Origin of the sequence: Methylophaga sp., assembly GCF_048266885.1 — a bacterium.
Classification (GTDB): domain Bacteria; phylum Pseudomonadota; class Gammaproteobacteria; order Nitrosococcales; family Methylophagaceae; genus Methylophaga.
Genome location: NZ_JBLWYR010000014.1, coordinates 63,493 through 85,895 on the forward strand (window position 1 = coordinate 63,493; position 22,403 = coordinate 85,895).

General features: G+C 43.8%; 17 protein-coding genes and 2 tRNA genes. 12 read left to right on the forward strand and 7 right to left on the reverse strand.

Annotated features, from left to right (window positions below; all coding sequences use genetic code 11):
• Positions 1–51: 51 nt before the first annotated feature.
• The 4 genes from rsmA to ACN0V2_RS08635 form a co-directional block, all read right to left on the reverse strand.
• Positions 52–846, reverse strand: a complete 795-nt coding sequence (gene rsmA, locus ACN0V2_RS08620) for a 16S rRNA (adenine(1518)-N(6)/adenine(1519)-N(6))-dimethyltransferase RsmA (RefSeq protein WP_417550403.1) — start codon at positions 844–846, stop codon at positions 52–54.
• Positions 843–1,838 carry a 4-hydroxythreonine-4-phosphate dehydrogenase PdxA gene (pdxA, locus tag ACN0V2_RS08625; RefSeq protein WP_417550404.1) on the reverse strand — a complete coding sequence of 332 codons (996 nt, stop codon included), beginning with the start codon at positions 1,836–1,838 and terminating at the stop codon, positions 843–845. Before pdxA ends, rsmA begins: the two co-directional genes overlap by 4 nt.
• Positions 1,835–3,100 carry a peptidylprolyl isomerase gene (locus ACN0V2_RS08630; protein ID WP_417550405.1) on the reverse strand — a complete coding sequence of 422 codons (1,266 nt, stop codon included), beginning with the start codon at positions 3,098–3,100 and terminating at the stop codon, positions 1,835–1,837. Before ACN0V2_RS08630 ends, pdxA begins: the two co-directional genes overlap by 4 nt.
• Before the next feature lie 134 nt (positions 3,101–3,234).
• Entirely contained in the window at positions 3,235–5,475 is a 2,241-nt protein-coding gene (locus tag ACN0V2_RS08635) for an LPS-assembly protein LptD (protein WP_417550406.1), read from the reverse strand.
• A 285-nt stretch (positions 5,476–5,760) separates the two neighbouring features.
• On the opposite strand from ACN0V2_RS08635, the gene ACN0V2_RS08640 reads away from it, so the two are divergent.
• From ACN0V2_RS08640 to ACN0V2_RS08650, 3 genes are all read left to right on the forward strand, one after another.
• Positions 5,761–5,836: transfer RNA gene (locus tag ACN0V2_RS08640), tRNA-Ala, on the forward strand.
• 24 nt (positions 5,837–5,860) lie between these two features.
• Positions 5,861–5,936: transfer RNA gene (locus ACN0V2_RS08645), tRNA-Glu, on the forward strand.
• A gap of 151 nt (positions 5,937–6,087) precedes the next feature.
• Positions 6,088–6,663 (forward strand): hypothetical protein, encoded by a 576-nt coding sequence (locus ACN0V2_RS08650; protein WP_417550407.1) that lies wholly within the window; start codon positions 6,088–6,090, stop codon positions 6,661–6,663.
• A 90-nt stretch (positions 6,664–6,753) separates the two neighbouring features.
• Here the strand turns inward: ACN0V2_RS08650 and lptG are convergent, their stop codons facing one another.
• Positions 6,754–7,815 carry an LPS export ABC transporter permease LptG gene (lptG, locus tag ACN0V2_RS08655; protein ID WP_417550408.1) on the reverse strand — a complete coding sequence of 354 codons (1,062 nt, stop codon included), beginning with the start codon at positions 7,813–7,815 and terminating at the stop codon, positions 6,754–6,756.
• The gene (gene lptF, locus ACN0V2_RS08660) at positions 7,812–8,942 is read right to left on the reverse strand and encodes an LPS export ABC transporter permease LptF (protein WP_417550409.1); all 1,131 of its coding nucleotides are present in this window, start codon (positions 8,940–8,942) and stop codon (positions 7,812–7,814) included. The genes lptG and lptF overlap by 4 nt, the downstream gene beginning before the upstream one ends.
• An 86-nt stretch (positions 8,943–9,028) precedes the next feature.
• Between lptF and ACN0V2_RS08665 the strand changes: the two genes are divergently transcribed.
• From ACN0V2_RS08665 to ACN0V2_RS08685, 5 genes are all read left to right on the forward strand, one after another.
• A complete protein-coding gene (locus ACN0V2_RS08665; RefSeq protein WP_417550410.1) occupies positions 9,029–10,516 on the forward strand; it encodes a leucyl aminopeptidase in 1,488 nt (495 codons plus the stop codon).
• Positions 10,517–10,526: 10 nt separating this feature from the next.
• The gene (locus tag ACN0V2_RS08670) at positions 10,527–10,961 is read left to right on the forward strand and encodes a DNA polymerase III subunit chi (protein ID WP_417550411.1); all 435 of its coding nucleotides are present in this window, start codon (positions 10,527–10,529) and stop codon (positions 10,959–10,961) included.
• A gap of 87 nt (positions 10,962–11,048) precedes the next feature.
• On the forward strand, positions 11,049–13,802 hold the full coding sequence (locus ACN0V2_RS08675; RefSeq protein WP_417550412.1) for a valine--tRNA ligase: 2,754 nt from the start codon (positions 11,049–11,051) through the stop codon (positions 13,800–13,802).
• Between the two features lie 103 nt (positions 13,803–13,905).
• Complete coding sequence (locus ACN0V2_RS08680; protein ID WP_417550413.1) at positions 13,906–15,534, forward strand: protein adenylyltransferase SelO; 1,629 nt, start codon at positions 13,906–13,908, stop codon at positions 15,532–15,534.
• A gap of 18 nt (positions 15,535–15,552) precedes the next feature.
• Positions 15,553–16,659 (forward strand): PQQ-dependent sugar dehydrogenase, encoded by a 1,107-nt coding sequence (locus tag ACN0V2_RS08685; protein WP_417550414.1) that lies wholly within the window; start codon positions 15,553–15,555, stop codon positions 16,657–16,659.
• On the opposite strand, the gene ACN0V2_RS08690 is transcribed toward ACN0V2_RS08685, so the two are convergent.
• Positions 16,656–16,907: a GreA/GreB family elongation factor gene (locus ACN0V2_RS08690; RefSeq protein ID WP_417550415.1), complete on the reverse strand. Its 252-nt coding sequence runs from the start codon at positions 16,905–16,907 to the stop codon at positions 16,656–16,658. The genes ACN0V2_RS08685 and ACN0V2_RS08690 overlap by 4 nt on opposite strands.
• Positions 16,908–17,089: 182 nt before the next feature.
• Between ACN0V2_RS08690 and gmtY the strand changes: the two genes are divergently transcribed.
• From gmtY to greB, 4 genes are read left to right on the forward strand one after another with little or no spacing between them, the layout of a single operon-like run.
• Entirely contained in the window at positions 17,090–18,406 is a 1,317-nt protein-coding gene (gene gmtY / locus ACN0V2_RS08695) for a gamma-mobile-trio recombinase GmtY (RefSeq protein WP_417550416.1), read from the forward strand.
• Entirely contained in the window at positions 18,403–21,135 is a 2,733-nt protein-coding gene (locus tag ACN0V2_RS08700) for a VPA1269 family protein (protein WP_417550417.1), read from the forward strand. The genes gmtY and ACN0V2_RS08700 overlap by 4 nt, the downstream gene beginning before the upstream one ends.
• A gap of 9 nt (positions 21,136–21,144) precedes the next feature.
• Positions 21,145–21,750: a gamma-mobile-trio protein GmtX gene (gene gmtX, locus ACN0V2_RS08705; RefSeq protein ID WP_417550418.1), complete on the forward strand. Its 606-nt coding sequence runs from the start codon at positions 21,145–21,147 to the stop codon at positions 21,748–21,750.
• 3 nt (positions 21,751–21,753) lie between these two features.
• Positions 21,754–22,236: a transcription elongation factor GreB gene (gene greB / locus ACN0V2_RS08710; protein WP_417550419.1), complete on the forward strand. Its 483-nt coding sequence runs from the start codon at positions 21,754–21,756 to the stop codon at positions 22,234–22,236.
• The last annotated feature ends 167 nt before the right edge of the window (positions 22,237–22,403 follow it).

Genomic DNA, 22,403 nt, shown 5'->3' on the forward strand with positions numbered 1-22,403 from the left:
AGTCTTGCTAAATCAGCAATTAAGCTTTTACTTATATAGCATCTACTTATTTTAAGCACTAATGGATTGAGCTAAAGCGACATATTGCTCTACAGTCAGGGTTTCCGGTCTTTGTTTTGGGTCTATGCCTTGTGCCTCTAACTCCGACAGGGAAACACTATTTTTCAAAGTGTTAGCGATGGTTTTTCGACGCTGACTAAATGCCTGTGTTACTAAACTACCTAATGTTTTAATACATACATCGCCACCCAAAAACTGCTGTCTTGGCTGTAAATAAATGATCGCTGACTCCACTTTAGGGGGTGGATCAAAAGCAGTTGGAGGCACAATAAATAATTGTTCAGCCCTACACTGATATTGAATCATTATGCTCAAACGACCATAACTTTTATTGCCAGGTGCGGCACAAATGCGCTCTACGACCTCTCGTTGTAGCATAAAACACATGTCTTCAATCAGTGTTGCTTGGTCAAGCAAGTGAAACAATAAAGGCGTAGTGATGTTGTATGGCAGGTTGCCAATCACTCTTAATTTTTCATCGTTCTGCTGCAATTGTTTGAAATCAAATTCCAGTGCGTCAGCCTGATGAATATGTAGATTAGCTGCTTGTTTAAACTGATTTTCGAGTATTGGTACCAAATCCCGGTCCAACTCAATCACATCTAAACGTCCTGCATCCTCCAGTAGGTACGTAGTCAATGCGCCCCGTCCCGGCCCAATTTCGACTAAATGCTGATCATTTTGCGGAGATATCGCGGCGATAATATCGGCAATTACAGCTTCATCATGTAAGAAATTCTGACCAAAACGTTTACGTGCTTTTGGATAAGTTCGTTGCTCACTCATAGAATATTTTTATATTGCGACATTGTTTCAGCCATATTGATTGCTGCCTGGAGGCTCGTTGCACTGGCTTTTCCTGTGCCGGCAAGATCGAGAGCGGTACCGTGGTCAACCGAGGTGCGAATAAAGGGAAGACCCAGCGTGATATTAACGGCATCACCAAAGCCTTGATGTTTTAATACGGGCAAGCCTTGATCATGATACATCGCCAGGACCGCATCATAATCCGCTAAACGCGATTTCACGAAAATCGTATCTGCTGGCCAAGGACCAGTAAAATCATAGCCTTTATCCTGCATATATTTTATCGCTGGCTCGATGACTGTTTGCTCTTCTGTACCCAAATGCCCGCTTTCACCGGCATGAGGATTTAAACCACAAACGGCAATTCTCGGCTGCTTTAAGCCAAAACTATGCTGTAAGCTGTCAGCCAGAATTTGCATAATTTTCAGTAAGCTTTCCTGTGTTATGGCATCACTTACATCGCGTAACGGTAAATGTGTGGTTGCTAAAGCAACACGCAGTTCGGGGGTTGCTAACATCATGACAACTTTATTTACCCCAGAACCATCAGCAAAAAACTCAGTATGGCCACTAAAAGGAACCTGGGCATCATTGATCACACCTTTATGAACAGGTGCTGTGACAACGGCATCAAACTTGCCATCAAGGCAACCATCTAACGCAATTTGTAATGTTTTCAAAACATATGCGGAGTTGGCAGAATTTAATTGGCCGGCAACGACTTTTTCGGCCAATTCACAGGGTAAATAAACAATAGATCCTGCCACACTTGGTGTGGCCTCTATACCCGGATCAAATTGAATTAAGTTTATTGGCAGCGATAACGCTTCTGCACGCTGTTGCAGAAGAACCGGATCCGCGATAACGACTATTTGATTAGTTTGAGGGGACTGAGCCAATTGAATACAAAGATCTGGCCCTATACCCGCTGGTTCGCCTGCCGTGAGTGCAATTCGTCGAATCTCACTCAAAGGTCACGATACTCGATATAGGCTTCATCACGCATAGCTCTTAACCAACTTTCAAGGTCTTCTTCAATTTTGCGTTGTTTGAGTTGTTCGCGTGCTTTATTACGATTAAATTCATCGGCCATATTTTGTTCACGACGTTCTTCTACTTTGACTAAGTGCCAACCAAAACGGCTTTTAAACACCTCACTCATTTCGCCTTCTGCTAATGAATTCATGACTTCTTCGAATTCCGGCACCATGACTCCTGGGCTTGCCCATCCAAGGCTCCCGCCTTCAATTGCAGAACCAGTGTCTTCTGAATGTGCTCTGGCTAATTCAGCAAAATCTTCACCGTTTAAAATTCGTTCACGTAGTTGATTAAGCCGACTTTCAGCAGCGTCGTCGGTTATCAGTTCATTGGTCTTAATTAAAATATGGCTAGCTTTAGTCTGTTTAACGAGATGGGTTTCTTCACTACGTTTCTCAGCAAGTTTAACCAAATGAAAACCACTTCCGCTACGAATAACATCACTGACTTCACCAACAGCTAAATTTGGGACTGCACTGGCAAATAAAGTTGGTAATTCAGCTTGTTTGCGCCAGCCTAATTCGCCACCTTCCAGCGCATTTTGACCGTCAGAATACCCTGCTGCTACTTCAGCAAAGTCAGCACCCTGATCCAATAAATCCTGGATTTCGGCTAGCTTCTCTTCAGCGGCTTGTACTTGTTCTGGTGTAGGCGCATCAGGAATACCGACTAAGATATGTAACAATCTAAATGCTTGCTCTGAATCGCCTTGCAGATTTTGGGTGGCTAAAAAGTTGTCTACCTCCCGTTCTGAAACAACAATTGAATCTTCAACTTCACTTTTTCGTAAACGATTAATAACCATTTCTTCCCGAATGGTTTCTCTAAATTCAGTAAAGTCATACCCATCGCTTTCTAAGGCATCACGGAACTGACGTAAGGTTAAATTATTATTTTCTGCGATTTGTCTAATAGCGGCATTCAAAGCATCATCGGCAACCCGAATCCCAGACATTTCTGCGCGTTGAATTTGCAACCGTTGCATGATTAGGCGTTCAAGAACTTGGCGGCGTAATATTTCTGAAGATGGAATGGCGGCATCACGTTGACGAAGTTGCTGACGGACTGTTTGTTCCATTTCAACGAGTTCACTATCTAAAATAACTTCGTTATTAACGACAGCGACAATACGGTCAAGTGGCGCTGCCCATACGCTGTTAGCAAGCAATAAGCCGACAAGCAAATATTTAATCATGAACTATACAAACTCCGTAAATTGATGGTCTTTATTATAGCGTTTCAAAGCAGCTCAGACCTAAAGCATATAAAACTAGATATCCGGATTACAGACAAACTATCTCGTTAGAAGTTGAATTTAGCAGCTGAGATTTATTCATATCCTCGGATGCTGTCTTCAAGCAGGCTTTCTGATTTTTTACCAAAACGGCCTAGACCTTTTAATTCAATTTCAAAATAAATGGCTTTATTGCGGCTGTCGGCATCAATATCGTTAATGTAGTCTCTGAAAACCATACGTGTTGCCCAACAACAGCTGTGGTATTCAACACCTGCTAAGGCTTCTAAGGTTGTATTGTCCATTAAAGAGCGATAATAACGGCCGATAAGGCTCCACTGATCATTAATCGGCACACTTCCCGATATGTCAGCCTGTTCTAATGGAAACTGGTTTACACCATCATCACGACGATAACGATGGGCAATATTAAATACTCCCCCATTTTCATTGCGGTAGCGTAACTGCAAAGACGACATATTAGACGTTGTGCTATCGGGATCCCATTGAATTTGTCCTGCCAACGCCCATTCTTTGGTGATGCTAGCAACGGCTTCAGCGATGTAGTCTGAGTCTGAAGTGGTTTCTCTAGCATCTTGTCTTAAATTGACTTTGCGATCCGAAAAGTACTGAATCTGCCCCAATGTCATTCTCAGTTTTTCGCGACCGGTTTCTTCATTGATAAATCGACTGGTTAAGCCAACAGTTACTTGGTTAGCATCACCTATTCTATCTGGCCCAGTAAAACGATCATGACTAAACATACTGCCCATACCAAAGGTACGTAAGTTGGTATCAAAAAGTGGAATATCGTCTTGATCGCGATATGGAATATAGAGATAAAAGGCCCTCGGTTCTAACGTTTGGATCATTTTATTCCCCGCAAAACTCAGCGGTCTTTCAAAAATCAATCCACTGTCCAAACTGACTACTGGCAAGGTGCGGTTAATGGAACTGTCTTCAAACTGGCTTTGCGCACTCAGATTATCCAAAGAATAATTAGTTTGTTTTATCGCTACTCTAGGTGTGACAAAAAAACCGGCAGTGCCCATTGGTAAGCTAACACCTGGCTCCAAGTCTAAGCGTTGACCGGTCACAAGCTCATCATGATCAAAAGCCGTAAATTCAGAATTAAATTCATAGCTAAGACCATATGCTTGGTCTGGCAATAATCCTTGGAGCGTCAGTTGAGGCAGTCGCTGATAAGGATCTTCGACCTCTTCTAGAAGACTCTGATAACCCTGAACTCTCGCACCAAACCGCCAAATATCGCCGTAATAATTCACATTGAGTAAGCGGTTTAAATGCGTTGTACTACTTAAGCTTAAATTACCACTGAAATCTTCTAGATAATCTCGATCAGATACGTAGTTGTAATCAACTAATGTACGCCAGCGATTACCATATCGGCCATCTTGTTGAAACGAAAAATGTTTGCGGTCTTCATTGTAATTGGGATTAATTTCATCACCGTTTTGACGCAAACTATCACTGCCCAAATAGCCAGCATCAATTATGCCTTCTGATTGTGATGTGAGATAACGAAACTCACCATTTAGCATTAAGCCACGATCAGACATATAACGTGGTGTCAGCGTCGCGTCCATCTCTGGAGCAATGTTCCAATAATACGGCGTACTAACATCAAACCCAGTTTCATTCGAACTACCAATTGAGGGCAGTAAAAAACCAGACTTACGTTCATCACTCAGTGGGAAGCTAATGTAAGGCGTATAAAAAACTGGAACATCCTTGATACGTAATACAACATCATAGGCTCGGCCAACACCCTCTTCGTGATCTAGATTGACCTCTCCGGCTTTTAACTTCCAGAAATCGTCATCTTCCATACAGGTGGTATACGTGGCATTTTTTAATTGGGTGGACTGCAGACCTTGACGATTCACATGACTCGCTTCTCCACGTGCGTTCATCTGTTTCATTTGATATTCAGCATCAATCAACGTGCCACGATCTGCATCAAGATTCCATTCCGCCTGATCGCCAAATATTGACATCTGACTATCGCGCAAACGCACATCACCTTGAGCAGTTACTTTACCGGTGGTTTGATTATAAGTTGCACGGTTAGCATTGAGTTGCTGCCCACCGCGACGGACATCTACTTTGCCGGTGAAAACCGACGTTCCTAAATCAACCAGCTGAGCGGTGTCCGCTTGAACATCTACTTCACTCTCATCAGTGAGTGAATCTTCGGGGAGAAAAAAGTTAGCATCCGGTCGCGGGCAATGACTAGGCACATGATAAGGCTCTGCGAAAACAAGAGGTGCAAAACAGGAAATAAAACCTGCAGATATAATTACCAGTTTGCGCATCAACATCCCCGAGCAGACTTGATGACCGAAAAATCGGCCATTTCCATTCAATTAATAACTGCCAATTTATCGCATAGAAATGGGCTTTCATCAAATCTCCTATCTAATTAAGTAGCTCGAAAACAATATATTTACCATTCATCAATAACTTAGCTTTATCGAAGCTATTCAGATACCACTAACTGTCCGTGTTTCTCCGTATGACCAACGTCACTTCATGTAAATAAATTGAAATATTCTGTTGACACTGAAAAACTCAATCCCTATAGTATGCGCTTCCTTTCGGGGGCTATAGCTCAGCTGGGAGAGCGCTTGCATGGCATGCAAGAGGTCGGCGGTTCGATCCCGCCTAGCTCCACCAGGAAACGAAAGAAAACAGTTTTAGGTCCCCATCGTCTAGAGGCCTAGGACACTGCCCTTTCACGGCGGTAACAGGGGTTCGAATCCCCTTGGGGACGCCATACAAGGCAACCAGTAATGACTATTACTGGGCTTTATTAAAAAGGCGGTGAGATTTCTCACCGCCTTTTTTGTTTTTCAAACTACCAGCAATTCTTTACTTCCCAATTATGCTCACAGATAATCAGCCAACGTTTTTCAATGGTGAGCAACATGACATTCGACTTTCTCTCTGCAAACTTTTTTCTCTTAGCTAGAGAATCAAAACAATCTTTCAGATCACTATTGTGGCTTCTTGTCGCTATGTTAGTGCCTTTGCCATCAGTCCAGGCAAATGAGGAAAATGAAGAATCCTTTGTAACTGAATTTAGCATGCTGACCGAAGATAACCTTCCTCAATATGTAAGCAGGATTAGTCATCGTTACTATGAACAGGTAGAAATGCTTGGAAGGTATTTTCAGCTATATCAACAAAAGCGAGATCCAAGAGGGTTTAATGTATGGCATCTCAGAGGTTTTTCTCCAAAATTTAATGCATTAAATGATGAAAATCAGCTTATTGCTAAGGCTAACGAAGCATTTCTATCAGATCGCCCTGAAACAGCCTTAACTACTATTTTCGCTGAACTTAGAGATGTCTCAGTTAATCTGATGGTGGCTTTTCGTGATAATGATCCAGAAGCATTCAAATTGGCCAATGCAAAAGTGAAAGAGCATAACGAACAAATTGCGACTTTACTTAGGGCACATAATTTGGATAAAGAAATCCGAGATATATCGTTGAATTAGTGTCTATTTATCTTTACATAGCCGCCACAGGTGTGACTGACAATGCACTAATCAAGGCACGAGGAAAGCCGTTTGTGAGATAAACAGCCCCTACCTTACCCTTCGCAGCATAAAGATACCGATACCGGCAAAGATGATTGTCGGAAAGGATGCAGCCAACCAAGGCAACACACCAAATACCAAGCCCATGTGCTGAAAGCTTTGATTGAATAAATGAAAACCTATACCAACCAACACACCCACTAGAATTCGCCCACCAATTGGCGCAGAGCGAAGTGGGCCAAAGATAAACGGCACAGCCAAAAACACCATCACTGCCGAGCTGAGCGGCATCATGATTTTGCTCCAGAATGCCAATTGATATTGATTAACCGCCTGATGATTGGATTTCAGATAGGAAACGTATTCAATCAAGCTCCACACCGGTAAAAACTCAGGCGGTACCACAACGACATTTAACATGCCAGGATTGAGCTTAGAACGCCACTTAGCTCGTTCAATGGCTCTGACCTCTACCCCATTCTCATCAATGGTACTTTGCACTACATCAAACATCAGCCACTCGTTATTATCGTAACGGGCTTCTCTCGCTTTGGTCACAATACGCAATTGATGTTTATCATCAAATTCGTAGACCTTAATACCTTCAAATCGACCATCACGATGAATGCGCTGAATATGATTGAAATGATTGCCATCGCGAGTCCAGAAACCAAATTCCGATTGACTGCCTTCGGTTCCGGTTTGGGCAGCGGTCTGGATTTCCATGGCCTTTTGTTCAGTCATTGGCCTAATGAACTCACCAATAACAACCGCAATAATCATCAGAATACCGGCGACAATTAAAACTGCTTTATTGATATCTTTTACTGATACGCCCGCAGCCCGCATTGCCACTAATTCACTTTGTGAGGCCAGTGTACCCAAACCAATTACGCTACCCAGCAGAGCAGCAACGGGCAGTAATTCATAGATACGCTTCGGCATTGATAAAGCAAGATAGGCCAGCACATCAAGCAGCTGATAATCGCCTTTGCCCAAATCATCCAACTCGGTAATAAAATCCATAAAGGTATATAACGACATCAATACCACCAACACTAAAGCGGTACTGCCTAATATGGTTTTACTGATATAGCGTTGCAGAATCATGCTGTTTTTAGTCGCTTACGTTGTTGCCAGAATCGTTTTAGTTTTAGGCGATTTTGCAATATCAGCATAATGCCAATCATCAGAAGATGAACCCAGATGGCGCCAATCCAAGGAGCCAGATCGCCCTTCTCTACCCAGGCTCGGGTCACGCCTAATAAATTGCTGTAAATCACATAGACCAATACCGCCGGGAAAAATCCGGCATAACGTCCCTGTCTGGGCCCAGTGTGCGCCAGAGTAATGGCTATTACACTTAAAATAATCGTCATAACGGCGCTGGAAACCCGCCACTGAATTTCAGCCAGATCCTGAGGTTCGCCGCGTTCCCATAATACTGAGGTAGGTAAGGATTTATGTTTTTCACGAACCTGGACCGACTCGCCACGTTCAATAAGCATGCTATGGGTTGCATATTCCGCAATGCGGAAATCCAAATCACCGGCATTACCTTCATAGCGATAGCCGTCTTCTAAAACCAGGTATTTATCACCAGTTTCAGATTCAATATCAAAACGTCCACGTTCTGCTCTGAAAATTAAAGGCTTTTCATCGCGATGAATCTCGATGAAGATATTTTCCATATGGGTTTTATCTTCACTGAGCTGTTGTGAATAAAAAGTCCAGTCGCCATCCTGGCTTTCTTTAAAGCTACCGGCCACTAAACCTGTGGTATTGGCGGCTATCTTGGCTTTCTGTTCAATTTCATAGCGGCCAGATAAAACATCAGGAACAATCAGTAATGCTAAAACACCCGTGATAATCGCCATGCCACCGCTAAAAATAACAACATTCCGTAATATACGGTTACCATCAATTCCGCAGGCAGCAATAACCGTCAGTTCGTTATCTGAGCTCATTCGTGACAAACTGAGCAGCACGGCCAAAAACGTGCCTATCGGCAATAAAATGGATAACGCGCCGAAGGAATTAAGCCAAAGCAAATTGAAAATAACTTCAGCCGGCAAATTACCCACCGCAGCCTGGGCCAGATAGCGTGCAAAGCGTGTTGCCACGTAGATCAGCCATAACACGCCAATAACTGCTGTCAGAGAAATTAAAAACTCTCGCAGCATATATCGGTCTATCAGGCTGAAACGCTCAACAAATAATCGTTTAAGGGCGGGCATTATTCAGTTGTCTTCGTTAGAATAGGCAGTCAGTTCACTGCAATAAAAAGCGCAGTCTAAACCATCTACATCAACAGGAGAAATCCATGCAGTATTTTGTGACCAAAGATGTTTTGCCAACGCAGTCGATTGACTGTATTGCCGTCGCAGTGTTTGAAGGTAATCAACTCAGTCCAGCAGCAGCCACGTTAAACACCGCTAGTAATGGAACCATACAACGCATTATCGAACGCGGTGACATCAGTGGTAAACCCGGTCAAACATTGTTGTTACAAGATATCGAAGGTATTGCCAGTCCTCGTGTGTTACTAGTTGGTTGCGGCAAATTCGAAAAAACTACTGAAAACGACTTCAATGCTGCCTGTATTGCGATGGCCAAATGGTTAAATGACAGTGCCGCCACCCAAGCCATCAGCTGTCTAGCAGAAACCCCGGTAAAAGATCGCAGTACCGCCTGGAAAATTCGTCAATCCATCATTAATACCGAAACAGCCTTATATCGTTACAGCCAAACTAAAAGCCAATTCAAACCCGTAGATAAGCCGCTGAACAGATTAGGTTTCATGGCGACCGAAGCCGATATCGACTCACTGGAACAAGCTTGTAAAACTGGCACAGCAATTGGTAAAGGTATGAATCTGGCGCGTGAACTGGGTAATCTGCCAGGCAATATTTGCACGCCAACCTACCTTGCCGAGCAAGCTATAAAATTGGGGCAAGATTTAGATAATCTTGTCGTTGATGTGCTGGAAGAAAGCGATATCGCTGAATTAGGTATGGGGTCATTTCTGTCGGTTTCACGCGGCAGTCGTGAACCAGCAAAACTAATCACTCTGAATTACGGCGGCGGTGGCACCAGCAAACCTATCGTACTGGTCGGCAAAGGCTTAACCTTTGATGCCGGTGGTATTTCCCTTAAACCAGCACCTGGCATGGATGAGATGAAATACGATATGTGTGGTTCGGCCAGTGTATTGGGCACCGTTCAAGCCGTTGCCGAACTGCAGTTACCAATCAATATCATCGGGGTTATTCCAAGCTCGGAAAACCTGCCGGATGGTGATGCCAATAAACCCGGCGATGTAGTGACAAGTATGTCAGGTCAAACCATTGAAATCCTGAACACAGACGCTGAAGGTCGCTTACTACTGTGTGATGCCCTGACCTACAGCGAACGTTTTGATCCCGACACCGTTATCGATATCGCCACCTTAACGGGTGCAATTATTGTTGCCTTGGGCAGCAATGCAACTGGCTTGATGGCCAATAATCAAGACTTGGCTGATGATCTGCTTAAAGCAGGAAATGACAGTTTTGATCGAGCTTGGCAATTACCGTTATGGGATGACTATCAAAAACAACTCGATAGTAACTTTGCCGATATCGCCAATGTCGGTGGTAAAGAAGCTGGCAGTGTTACCGCAGCGTGTTTCCTCTCTCGTTTCACTGAGAAGTTCAAATGGGCACATCTGGATATCGCCGGTACGGCCTGGAATGGCGGCAAGGAAAAAGGTGCAACTGGTCGTCCAGTGCCATTATTAATGCAATATATTCTGAACCGCCTGGAAGACTGATAGTTAGTTCATGACCAAAGTCAGTTTTTATATTTTAGCTACAACCGATCCGCTTGACCGGCAGCAGTTTGCCTGCCGGTTGGCGGAAAAAGCTTATTTACAGGGTCATCAGGTGTTTATTCATACTGAAGATCAGAATCAGAGTGAAGCCATGGATAAGGCGTTATGGGCATTCAGGCAAGATAGCTTTGTTCCACATCAGATTTTAGCAGCTGATAATGAAATCAACGCTCCGGTATTAATCAGCCATGAAAATAGCGCGCCACCAAAATTAATGGATGTATTAATCAATCTAAATCCGGCTCAGCCACTATTTTTCAGTCAGTTTGAACGGCTGGCCGAAATTATTAATGGCGATGAAGAAATCAAAAAACAGGGACGTATTCGTTATCAGTTTTATAAAGATCGTGGCTATCATCTCGACACGCATCAAATAAACAATTAACGCAATCCGGCTCACTCATGACCGGGCACACATTAAGCGGGTATAATGCCCGCTTTTCTTTTTCCGAACAGATAAACGCAGAGACGCATGGACAAAACCTATAATCCCGATGCAATTGAACAACGCTGGTATCAACAGTGGGAACAAAACGGCGAATTTAAACCTTCTGGTAAAGGATCGCCCTACGCCATTATGTTGCCGCCACCTAATGTCACCGGCTCTCTGCATATGGGGCATGGGTTTAATAACACTATCATGGATTTGCTGACCCGTTACCACCGCATGAAAGGTGATAACACATTGTGGCAGCCGGGCACCGATCATGCCGGTATCGCCACCCAAATGGTGGTGGAACGTCAGCTCAATGCTGAAGGCAAAACCCGCCATGATTTAGGTCGTGATGCGTTTATTGATCGTGTCTGGGACTGGAAAGGCGAATCCGGTGGCAATATTACCCGCCAGTTGCGTCGTCTTGGCTCCTCTCTGGACTGGTCTCGTGATCGTTTTACGATGGATGACAATTTGTCTGAAGCCGTAAAACATGTGTTTATCAAACTGCATGAAGAAGGCCTGATCTATCGCGGCAAACGACTGGTGAACTGGGATCCGATTTTACACACAGCGGTGTCGGATCTGGAAGTATTATCAGAAGAAGAAGCCGGCCATTTATGGCATTTCCGTTATCCATTAACCGATGGCAGCGGTCATCTGGTAGTGGCTACTACCCGTCCGGAAACCATGCTTGGTGATACCGCCGTTGCAGTTCATCCAGAAGATGAGCGTTATAAACACTTGATTGGCAAAACCATCACCCTGCCATTGGTCGGCCGTGAAATTCCAATTATTGGTGATGACTATGTCGACCCAGAATTTGGTAGTGGCTGTGTCAAAATCACACCGGCACATGATTTCAATGATGCCGAAGTCGGTAGCCGTCATAACCTTGAACAAATCAATATTCTGACCATTGATGCTGCCATTAATGACAATGCACCGGAAAAATATCGTGGGCTGGATCGTTATGCAGCCCGTAAACAAATTGTTGCCGATTTTGAAGCGTTAGGCTTACTAGAGACCATCCAGGATCACAAACTGATGGTGCCGCGTGGTGACCGTTCTAATGCTGTTATCGAACCATTATTGACTGATCAGTGGTATGTCAAAGCTGATGTACTGGCGGCTCCAGCAGTTGAAGCTGTTCAGTCAGGCAAAATCAAATTTGTACCAGCCAATTGGGACAAAACTTTTTATAACTGGATGGATGGCATTCAGGACTGGTGTATTTCAAGACAGATTTGGTGGGGACACCGTATTCCGGCTTGGTACGATGAACAAGGCAATATTTATGTTGGTCACGATGAAGCCGATGTCCGCCAAAAACACCAATTAGGGGATTCTGTAACACTGAGACAGGATGAAGATGTTTTAGATACCTGGTTCTCTTCAGCGTTATGGCCCTTCTCCACCCTGGGTTGGCCGGCTGATGATGCGGCATTGAAAACCTGGTATCCGACAAGTGTATTGGTGACCGGTTTTGACATTATCTTTTTCTGGGTTGCCCGGATGATGATGATGGGCATTAAGTTTATGGACGATGTGCCATTCAAAGAAGTCTATATCCATGGTTTGGTACGTGATTCACACGGCCAGAAAATGTCGAAATCCAAAGGTAATGTTCTGGATCCTATCGACATTATTGATGGTATTGATCTGGAATCACTGGTCGCCAAACGTACCAGTGGCATGATGCAGCCCCAGCTGGCTGCCAAAATTGAAAAAGCTACCCGCAAGGAATTCCCGGAAGGGATTGCACCGCACGGAACCGATGCGCTGCGTTTCACTTTTGCCTCATTAGCCACCACGGGTCGTGATATCAATTTTGATATGAACCGTATCGCCGGTTATCGCAACTTCTGTAACAAACTTTGGAATGCAGCGCGTTACGTACTAATGAATACCGAAGGTCAGGATACCGGTATTGATAACACCGAAGTTGAATTAAGCCTGGCTGATCGCTGGATCATTTCTTTACTGCAACAGACTGAACAGGATGTAACTCGCGCTATCGACAGCTACCGTTTTGATTTGGCAGCCCAGGCCATTTATGAGTTTATCTGGAATAATTATTGTGACTGGTATTTGGAACTGTCCAAACCAGTATTAAATAATGATGCAGCAAGTGATGCCGCCAAACGTGGCACCCGTCGTAGTTTGGTTCGGGTTTTGGAAGCCACGCTGCGTTTAGCACATCCGTTTATGCCGTTTATTACCGAAGAAATCTGGCACACCATTGCGCCATTAGCCGGTAAAACCGGTTCCACCATTATGCGTGAAGCCTATCCGGTAGAGGATAGCAGCAAAATTGATAAAACATCCGTAGCAGATATGGAATGGGTGATGCAGTTCATTAACGGTATTCGTTCTATCCGTTCACAAATGAATATTGCACCGAAGAAACAATTACCAGTGCTGCTCAAGGATGCTGCTGACATTGATAAACAACGATTACAGAATAATCACGACTTTATCAGCCGATTAGCCAACCTGGAATCTGTTGAATTTCTGACAGGTGAAGCACCCGCCGCTGCTACTGCACTGGTTGGTAAAATGGAAATCCTGATTCCACTGGAAGGCTTGATTGATAAGGATGCTGAAATTGCCCGTCTGGACAAGGAAATCAGCAAACTTGATAAAATCATCAAACAATCAGCGGGCAAACTCAGTAATGAAAACTATGTTGCCAAGGCGCCCGCAGATGTTGTTGCCAAAGAACGTGAAAAACTGGCAGAGTTGGAACAGTCGTTTAGCCAGTTACAGCAGCAACGTAACGCTCTAGGATAAAACCGAATAGTTCTTTTCAGGAACTTTCTTCGTCAGTTAGTCAGTCAATAACATCACTATGAGCCGGTGTTTTCACCGGCTGCTATCTGTTGTAATAGAGACTATGACTACTGAAGAATTTAATCCCAACGACGCCACCACTACGCCAATGACACGGCTACAGTTCGATAACCGCTTTGTACGGGAGCTCCCCGCCGACCCGGATACCGAAAATGTTCGCCGTCAGGTACTTGGTGCATGTTATACCTTTGTTAATCCAACACCTGTCGCCGATCCTAAACTGGTCGCTTTTTCCATGGATTTGGCCACTGACTTAGGCATTAGACCGGTGGATTGTGAAAGCAGACAGTTTGCTAATGTGTTTGCTGGAAATGAGGTGTTAGAAGGCATGCAGCCTCATGCAATGTGTTACGGCGGCCACCAATTTGGTAACTGGGCCGGACAACTGGGCGATGGCCGTGCTATTAATCTTGGTGAAGTTCAGGATATTCATGGCCAGCTGCAAATGTTGCAACTCAAAGGTGCCGGAGAAACCCCCTACTCCCGTTCGGCTGATGGCCTAGCTGTATTACGATCTTCGGTGCGTGAGTTTCTCTGCAGTGAGGCAATGTTCCATCTTGGTGTGCCCACAACCCGTGCATTAAGTCTGATCACAACCGGTGAAGGCGTAGTCCGCGATATGTTTTACGATGGCCGACCGCAAACTGAACCAGGTGCGATTGTCTGCCGTGTTGCGCCTTCTTTCCTGCGCATTGGTAATTACGAATTGTTTAACTCGCGAGGCGATATCGACAATCTCCGTTTACTCGTTGATTACACCATTCGCCATCATTTTCCACATTTGGGCGAACCCTCCAAAGAAACTTATCTGGCCTGGTTTAAAGAAGTTTGCGAACGCACGGCAGATCTGGTGGTTCACTGGATGCGTGTTGGTTTTGTGCATGGTGTATTAAACACTGATAACACATCGATACTTGGTCTGACTATTGATTATGGCCCATACGGCTGGATTGATAATTACGATCCTGACTGGACGCCAAACACCACCGATGCCACTGGTAAACGTTATCGTTTTGGACACCAACCACAGATTGCCCAGTGGAATCTGTTGCAACTCGGCAACGCGATATATCCATTGATTGATGAGGTTGAACCGTTACAACAGATTCTGACCGATTATGTCGAGCTCTATACCAACAAATGGCAAGAGATGCGTGCCGATAAGTTGGGTCTAAAAGAGTATCAGGGTGATGGTGATCATGAGTTGAATCAGCAGTTACAGAAAATTCTGTTATTGGCTGAAACCGATATGACGATTTTCTATCGTAAATTAGCTGATGTGAGTTGTGAACAGAATGATCTCAGCGATGAAGAATTGCTAGCGCCGTTGATGGAGGCTTACTACGCCCCAGATGCTTTATCGAAAGAAGATAAAAAAGATATCTGCATCTGGTTACGTCAGTATCAGCAACGTGTGCAACAGGATGGCACCAGCGACCAGGATAGAAAAGCCAGAATGAATCTGGTTAATCCGAAATATGTATTACGCAACTATCTATCTCAACAAGCAATTGATAAAGCCCACGAGGGGGATTACAGCCAGATTCATGAACTTTTAGAGGTCATGCACCGTCCTTATGATGAACAACCGCAGTATCACCATTACGCAGCCAAACGTCCTGACTGGGCCAGAGATAAACCTGGCTGCTCAATGTTGTCCTGCAGTTCTTAAACCTAAGGAGTCAGTTAGATGAAACTAATGAGCATACTGCTTGCAGTATCGGTATGGACCATTGCTATACCATCGCATGCCGCCAGTACAGCAGACAAAAATCTGCAAATAGATAAAGTGGCAGAAGGTTTGGGTATTCCCTGGGGAATGGCTATTTTGCCAGACGGCAAAATGCTGGTCACCCAACGTGATGGCAAGTTGAGTCTGGTGAATCTCGATTCTGGCGATTCTACCGAGATAACCGGTGTTCCAGCAGTTAAAGCCGAAGGCCAAGGCGGTTTCCTGGATGTCGCTTTATCACCTGATTATGCTGATAGTGGCTGGATTTATTTCACCTATAGCAAAGATGTAGATGGCCAGGGCGCAACTACACTCGCCCGTGCAAAATTAGATGGCAATGCTTTAGCTGATTGGAAGGATTTAATAGTCACCCAATCACGCACCAGCAAAGGCCAGCATTACGGTAGTCGGATTGTTTTTGATCAGCAGGGTCATCTGTTTTTCTCTATCGGAGATCGTGGTGAACGCGATATGGCTCAGGATCTACAACGGCATAACGGCAAGGTATTGCGACTTAATTTAGATGGAAGCGTACCTCAAGACAATCCTTTTATCGGCGACGATAAAGCGCTACCGGAAATTTGGAGTTATGGGCATCGTAATCCGCAAGGTTTGTTTTATAACGCCGAGACTCAGCAACTATGGGGTATTGAACACGGTCCACGTGGTGGCGATGAAATCAATCTGATTGAAGCTGGCAAGAACTATGGTTGGCCTGAAGCTTCGCATGGCAAAGAATATTACGCCCCAGTATCCATCGGCCAAGGCAAAGAAGTTGAAGGTATGGAAAACCCACAAAAGGTCTATATACCCTCAATTGCCCCCAGTGGTCTGGTCCAGTATCAAGGTGATGCCTTTCCAGAATGGCAAGGTGACTTGTTTTCCGGCGCGATGGCGTTACAGCATCTGAACCAAGTCAAAATTCAAGATAATGAAGCTGTCGATGAAACACGTTATTTACGGTCAATGAATAAGCGCATTAGAAATGTGATTGAAAGCCCTGAAGGCTGGTTGTATGTGTCAACCGATGATGGCGAAATTTACCGGATTAAGCCGGCAAATTAATAGTTAATGTCCAGAATCAGATAACGATGGCCACCGTCCTGAACTTGGATGATGACTTCATCATCAATCTGTTTTTTTAATAATGCCCGCGCCAAAGGTGAATCAACACTGATATTACCTTTGGCGTGGTCAATCTCATCTGGGCCGACGATCCGGTATTGAACCTCTTCCGTATCATCCTTTAACAGCGTTACGTATGCAGCAAAAAACACTGCATCCGGATTATCCGGAATACGATCTATTACCAACAGGTCGGGAATACGTTTTTGCAGATAGCGAATACGCCGATCTATTTCTCTGAGTTCTTTTTTACGGTAAATATATTAGAACCCCAATATAAATCATACTATTTCACTAGTAAATTACTCTTTAAGTTGTTAGTTTTGATACTTATGATTATGAAGATAACCTTGTACTAAATATCATATCAATGAAACACACTTTAAAACTTGCCATCACATATACAGACATAGCAAGCGCTAATTGCCATCAACTCCCTGCTGTATACACTCGTAATGGGATCCTGATTTCACACCTGAGATATTTGGCCTGGTATTCCGAGAAAAGTGACTCATGGAGAGAAAAGTCCATTTATGCATTAAGACTGCTAATTGATTATATTGAAGCAGCGCCATATATCGATAAAGCGACAAAGCTTCTAAAGGGTTTCACAGAGGCATTGGTAACGGGGACCATTAACCACCAAATTAGTGATGATCCCCTTAAGTTATTCTGGAAACCGAGGGATCTCACGGTTGCGAATAATATTCTTTTCCACGTTACTCATTACACTGATTTTTTGGCTATGCAGGAAAGCTATGATCAGGGTCGAATCAATCCTTTTCGTAAGGCAACGAGTTGGGAAGAACGCATGAACTGGTGTGCTTACTATCACAAACATGCAAATGTTTTCCTTAACCACCTTTCTTCATATTCAAAAGCTCAAAAGGCTGCGACTCGGAAACGACTAATCTATACGCCCGTTCAGCTTATTATCAGCAATGATAAAGCTGAACGTTTTCCTGAAGATCGGATTGAAAGTTTGGTTCATGACGGATTCATGGCCAGAGGAAAGCCTGACTACCGTTCGCAGGCTATTACAATGCTTTTGAACTATGGAGGGCTCAGGAAAAGTGAGATATTCCATATCTACACTGCCGACATAACAATCCACCCCAATTACCCTGATGAAGCACTAGTTCGGGTTTATCATCCTATTTATGGCAGATCACCAGATCCTAAGTATAAGAATCGTGCTGAATACCTCCTTTCCGAAACATCCTATAAGCCAAGAAATACATACAGACTTACTGAACGCTTATACGCCGGCTGGAAAAACCCACTCATGACCAGTAAAGATGGCTATTTTGAGGTGATCTTTAACCCTACACAAAAAGCAAAAGAGTTTTTGAGTGTATGGGTGAACTATCTTAAATACCAAAGAGTTGAACCCGATAACATTCATCCGTTCGCCTTCACCAATGATCATGGAGAGCCAGAGACAATTAAAAACTTTCAAAGGCGCCACAAACGGGCTGTAGAGCGCATTGGCCTTGAATGCAAAAAAGAGTTTGGCACTACAGAACATGGTCATCGGCATGCATATGGTTATCGGGCTAGAAAATTGGGGTTGAGCCAAGTTGAGTTGCAGAAAGCAATGCACCATAAAAGCCCAAACTCATGCCTTGTCTACATAAAACCGACAAGCGAAGACATCAGAACCGAAATGAGGCAGTCCGAGAAATGAACTCCGGTAAGAAGACAACTTTCTTCACATCAGCCACGACAGCATCGAACTTGGCAGAGCTCAAAGCAATATGTAAAGAACATGGCATCAAAAACACTGTTGAATACAGAAAGCGTTACAAAGAAATTTCTGAGCTTCCCGCTCACCCTGAAAGGATTTTCAGAAATGAGTGGAGCAGTTACTCAGAGTTTTTTGACATCCCACAAATCAAACCATACAAAGAGATCAAGAAGGAAGTTCAGTCACTAAAAATTAGCTCTAAACGTGAATATACTTCATGGATAAAATCGCTAGATGACTCAAGCTACCCGGTCGCCCCCGAAACTGCGTACGGTAATGAATGGGAAAACTGGTTCGATTTCTGTGGTAAAGAGAAGCCATTCAAACCAGAGTACATACCACCCCAGTTCAAACTCTGGGCAGATAAGATCTCAGAATTCATGAAGCAAGCCTATGGTGGTGGAACGAAACTCAATCATCTCTGCAGATTCATCAGAATGTATGTTGAAAAACATGACAAAAGTCCATCGCCGCAAGAATTGTTGACCAAAAAACGAGTAAATATACGACCTTTTCGTGAGGAGTTAAAAAAACTTCCCACCGACAACCTCAGAAGAAACGTCATTGTCGCTGTTAACGAGTTTTTGAATTACGTCATAAGTAACGATCTGACTGATGAAGACGAGGAAACTGGCGAAATAATTCGTGTTATGGATGCCAGAAACCCTTTTCAGCTTCTGGCAGAAGATAAAAGTGTCACAGCACCTAACCGGACCGAGTCAACCAAGCCATGTCTTCAGTACTATTTTGTCCGAAAGGCTCAAGAATGGATTATTTCTGACGGAGCCAAGACATTTAGTGATTTGGCTCATCTGCAAAAATTCGACACCGACTGGATAAAAGTACCTAAGAGCCTTATTGACCACTCTGATCCTGACTGTGTAGTTCGAATACAAGGTAACCAATATTTCATGTGGTCACCGATTGACTGGCTTCACACATTTGCCCTTACAAAAGTACCTCTGAGAGGCCGGCAGATTGCGTATAATGATTCTGGTGAAGGTGACAAGTATATTGCAGACTTTGACGATAAAGGCTCCATTAAATGGGTCAAAAACACTAGTTCTCTTGCTGACACAACAAAAGCTCAGTCCTTTATTAAAATGCTTCCAGATGAAAATCTGGGTATGTACGTCACGACAAACAAGACCAGTAATAGCGGCACAGGTTATTCAATTCCATGGATACCTGAAGATCTCGCTTACTGGTTGGTTAGACTCCGGAAATGGCAGGAAAAATATAACCCAATCAGAGAAGCAACACCTTGGACTCGCTGTGTTCGAACCAACCTGAATGAGGTACAGCTTAAAGCCAAGGGTGTGAACTGTTTTCTATTCCGGGCTTTTAACGATATTGAACCCAAAAATCCAGGTCTGGCTCTCACTATGAGATTGGCTGCCGCTTTGTTTCATATACAGCCATCAAGCCTCAAACTGGCGGTACTCAATGGAAGCCCCTACCGCCTATCAAATTACAAATCCAAGTACACGCCACACTCCATGCGGGTAAGCCTAATTACGGCATATATCATGGACATGGGTATGCCAGTGGAAATTGTAATGAAGGTTGTAGGGCACTCATCCATTGTTATGTCTATCTACTATTGTAAAGTTACACAGCGAGACATCCGGCAAAGGTTTGAAGAGGCCGAAAAAAAAGCTCTTAAATCTCAAGCTGAAGCCACTCAGGCTGCCATAGAACAAAACAATATAGAGTCGGTCATGAATAATCTCGTTGGTGCCAATCAGGACTTGCTGCAATCACTAACTAATGATGTTCCTGCAGGTAACTATGTATTTCGCGATTACGGTATTTGCCCTTTCGCAGCGACACGCTGTAATGATGGTGGTGAAGAAATCGGTGCCACCCAAGTATACAGTCCCACTCCTTCGGGATATCTTGGATTTCAAAATTGCATTCGTTGCCGCCATTTTATAACCGGGCCAGTTTACCTAGGTGGTTTACTCTCCATCACCAACGAAATTCTTCTGGAAGCTAATAATCAGTCCGAGATCTGTCAACAATTACAGGAGAAAATTGCTGTAATCAATCATAAGCTTGAAGATCTGGATCGTCGGGAGTACATGGCAACTTTGAAGCAAAAGACATTTGATTCTAGTCATAGATCTTCACTTGAATTCAAAGTCCGCAAATTAGAGTCTGAATATGAAAGTGCAGCAAAAAAAATGGACATGTTACTGTCTGATCTTCAAGCAGTATACAAGCTGATCCAATTATCTCAATCTGTTGCTAACGGTCAGATTGCGTCAAACGAAACAAACCTAGCTCTTATCAAAATGCCGGACTCCGAAGTGCATATCGAACTTGATGAAACATCACATTTCCAGCAACTCCAAGAAGTCTGCGAAAACGCAACGATCTATGAAAGCAGCAATCCCTCTCGGGCAATATTTCCTCGTTCACAAATGCTTGATCGGATGGCAAATTTTAACGAAGTTGCCCCTCGCTTGTTCATGCTTTCTAAGGAAGAACAGCTTACGGTTGGCAACCAACTTGTCGCGCTATTTAGAGCACGATTAAAGTCATGGGAGAAAGTTAACAAACTGATTGACGGTCAACTGAAACTCACTGATCTTGTAGGCTCAGAAAAAATAGAACCTTCAGAAATAGAATTGATTACCAAAAAAGCCATACCAGTTGTGTTGTAAGGAAGCGTGATGAAACCTGATGAATTGCTAAAAAAACTCAAAGAAACCGCATCACAAAAAGCCTGTATGACACTGGATGCCATTTATGAGATCTGCACTGAACAAGAGCAACGAGGCGTACATGATTTTTCTGTAGCCACTATCTGTCGACTTGGCTTCAAAAGGGGGGTTCCTAAAGCCCAAAGCCTACGGAATAAGACTGGAGAGCAATATCGAGCACTACTGCGTTCATTTGAAGAGCAACACCTTGATGATAAGCCTCGTCTGGAGACTAAAACAAAAGATGATTGGATTGAAGAAATTCAGAATCCCAAGCACAAGTTACTTGCGCGTATACAGGCTTCAGAGCTAGCCGCAGCTAATAAAAAACTCAGAGAGTTTGTACCGCCCGGAACCCGTATTGAAGTTCGAGACTATCAGAATGCCTCGCTTGACGAAGACAGTAAACTCAATAATTTGGAACGTCGTGCGCTGGAATACATCATTTCAGAGGAATTCATAGGTAAATGGAACTTTTCAATCTCAGAGTATGGTGAAATCATTGATGGCAACGGCACTGTCGTACTTAAAGCCGCAACGGTAGATGCTGTAAATAAAGCACTGAATAACATGTAATTTATGGATACCAACATCATCACACCTGAAGGCCTTGCTGAATTACAGCAAGAACTCGATAACCTCTGGCGTAAAGAGCGCCCCGAAGTCACTAAGATAGTTCAATGGGCAGCAAGCCTCGGTGATCGTTCTGAGAATGCTGACTATCAGTACAACAAAAAAAGACTTCGTGAAATTGACCGCAGGGTCCGCTACCTTAGAGATCGTCTGTCCAAGCTGAGGGTAGCAGAGTACAACCCAGTTCAGGAAGGCAAAGCCTATTTTGGTGCTTGGGTTACATTAATCAACGAGAACGACGAAACACTGACCTTTAGAATTGTGGGGCCTGATGAAATTTATGGCAATAAAAACTACGTTTCTGTCAGTGCTCCGATAGCTCTGAAATGTTTTGGTAAATCAGTGGGAGACGTAATTTCTGTGAATACTTCAGTGAGCCAGAATGAGTGGGAAATCATTGCCATTGAATACAATCGTAACTCTAATTGAGAGTTGTGATTTATGTCATGCTGATGAAAATTAGGCGACGGACAAGCACTCAAAGTAGTGTTCCTAATTAAATTTCTCCGCACTACTTTTTGTAATAGCCCCCTTTTAAAACGGACACTCAATTATTAAGCGATAGGATTAGACCTATCTTTAAGGAGTGACTATGG

Excerpts from the sequence above, each read along its gene's own strand:
- ACN0V2_RS08635 (WP_417550406.1), bottom strand. The coding sequence starts at position 5,475 with ATGCGCAAACTGGTAATTATATCTGCAGGTTTTATTTCCTGTTTTGCA.
- lptF (WP_417550409.1), bottom strand. The coding sequence starts at position 8,942 with ATGCCCGCCCTTAAACGATTATTTGTTGAGCGTTTCAGCCTGATAGAC.
- rsmA (WP_417550403.1), bottom strand. The coding sequence starts at position 846 with ATGAGTGAGCAACGAACTTATCCAAAAGCACGTAAACGTTTTGGTCAG.
- ACN0V2_RS08680 (WP_417550413.1), top strand. The coding sequence starts at position 13,906 with ATGACTACTGAAGAATTTAATCCCAACGACGCCACCACTACGCCAATG.
- ACN0V2_RS08685 (WP_417550414.1), top strand. The coding sequence starts at position 15,553 with ATGAAACTAATGAGCATACTGCTTGCAGTATCGGTATGGACCATTGCT.
- gmtX (WP_417550418.1), top strand. The coding sequence starts at position 21,145 with ATGAAACCTGATGAATTGCTAAAAAAACTCAAAGAAACCGCATCACAA.
- gmtY (WP_417550416.1), top strand. The coding sequence starts at position 17,090 with ATGAAACACACTTTAAAACTTGCCATCACATATACAGACATAGCAAGC.
- ACN0V2_RS08665 (WP_417550410.1), top strand. The coding sequence starts at position 9,029 with ATGCAGTATTTTGTGACCAAAGATGTTTTGCCAACGCAGTCGATTGAC.
- lptG (WP_417550408.1), bottom strand. The coding sequence starts at position 7,815 with ATGATTCTGCAACGCTATATCAGTAAAACCATATTAGGCAGTACCGCT.
- ACN0V2_RS08670 (WP_417550411.1), top strand. The coding sequence starts at position 10,527 with ATGACCAAAGTCAGTTTTTATATTTTAGCTACAACCGATCCGCTTGAC.
- greB (WP_417550419.1), top strand. The coding sequence starts at position 21,754 with ATGGATACCAACATCATCACACCTGAAGGCCTTGCTGAATTACAGCAA.
- ACN0V2_RS08650 (WP_417550407.1), top strand. The coding sequence starts at position 6,088 with ATGACATTCGACTTTCTCTCTGCAAACTTTTTTCTCTTAGCTAGAGAA.
- ACN0V2_RS08700 (WP_417550417.1), top strand. The coding sequence starts at position 18,403 with ATGAACTCCGGTAAGAAGACAACTTTCTTCACATCAGCCACGACAGCA.
- ACN0V2_RS08675 (WP_417550412.1), top strand. The coding sequence starts at position 11,049 with ATGGACAAAACCTATAATCCCGATGCAATTGAACAACGCTGGTATCAA.
- ACN0V2_RS08630 (WP_417550405.1), bottom strand. The coding sequence starts at position 3,100 with ATGATTAAATATTTGCTTGTCGGCTTATTGCTTGCTAACAGCGTATGG.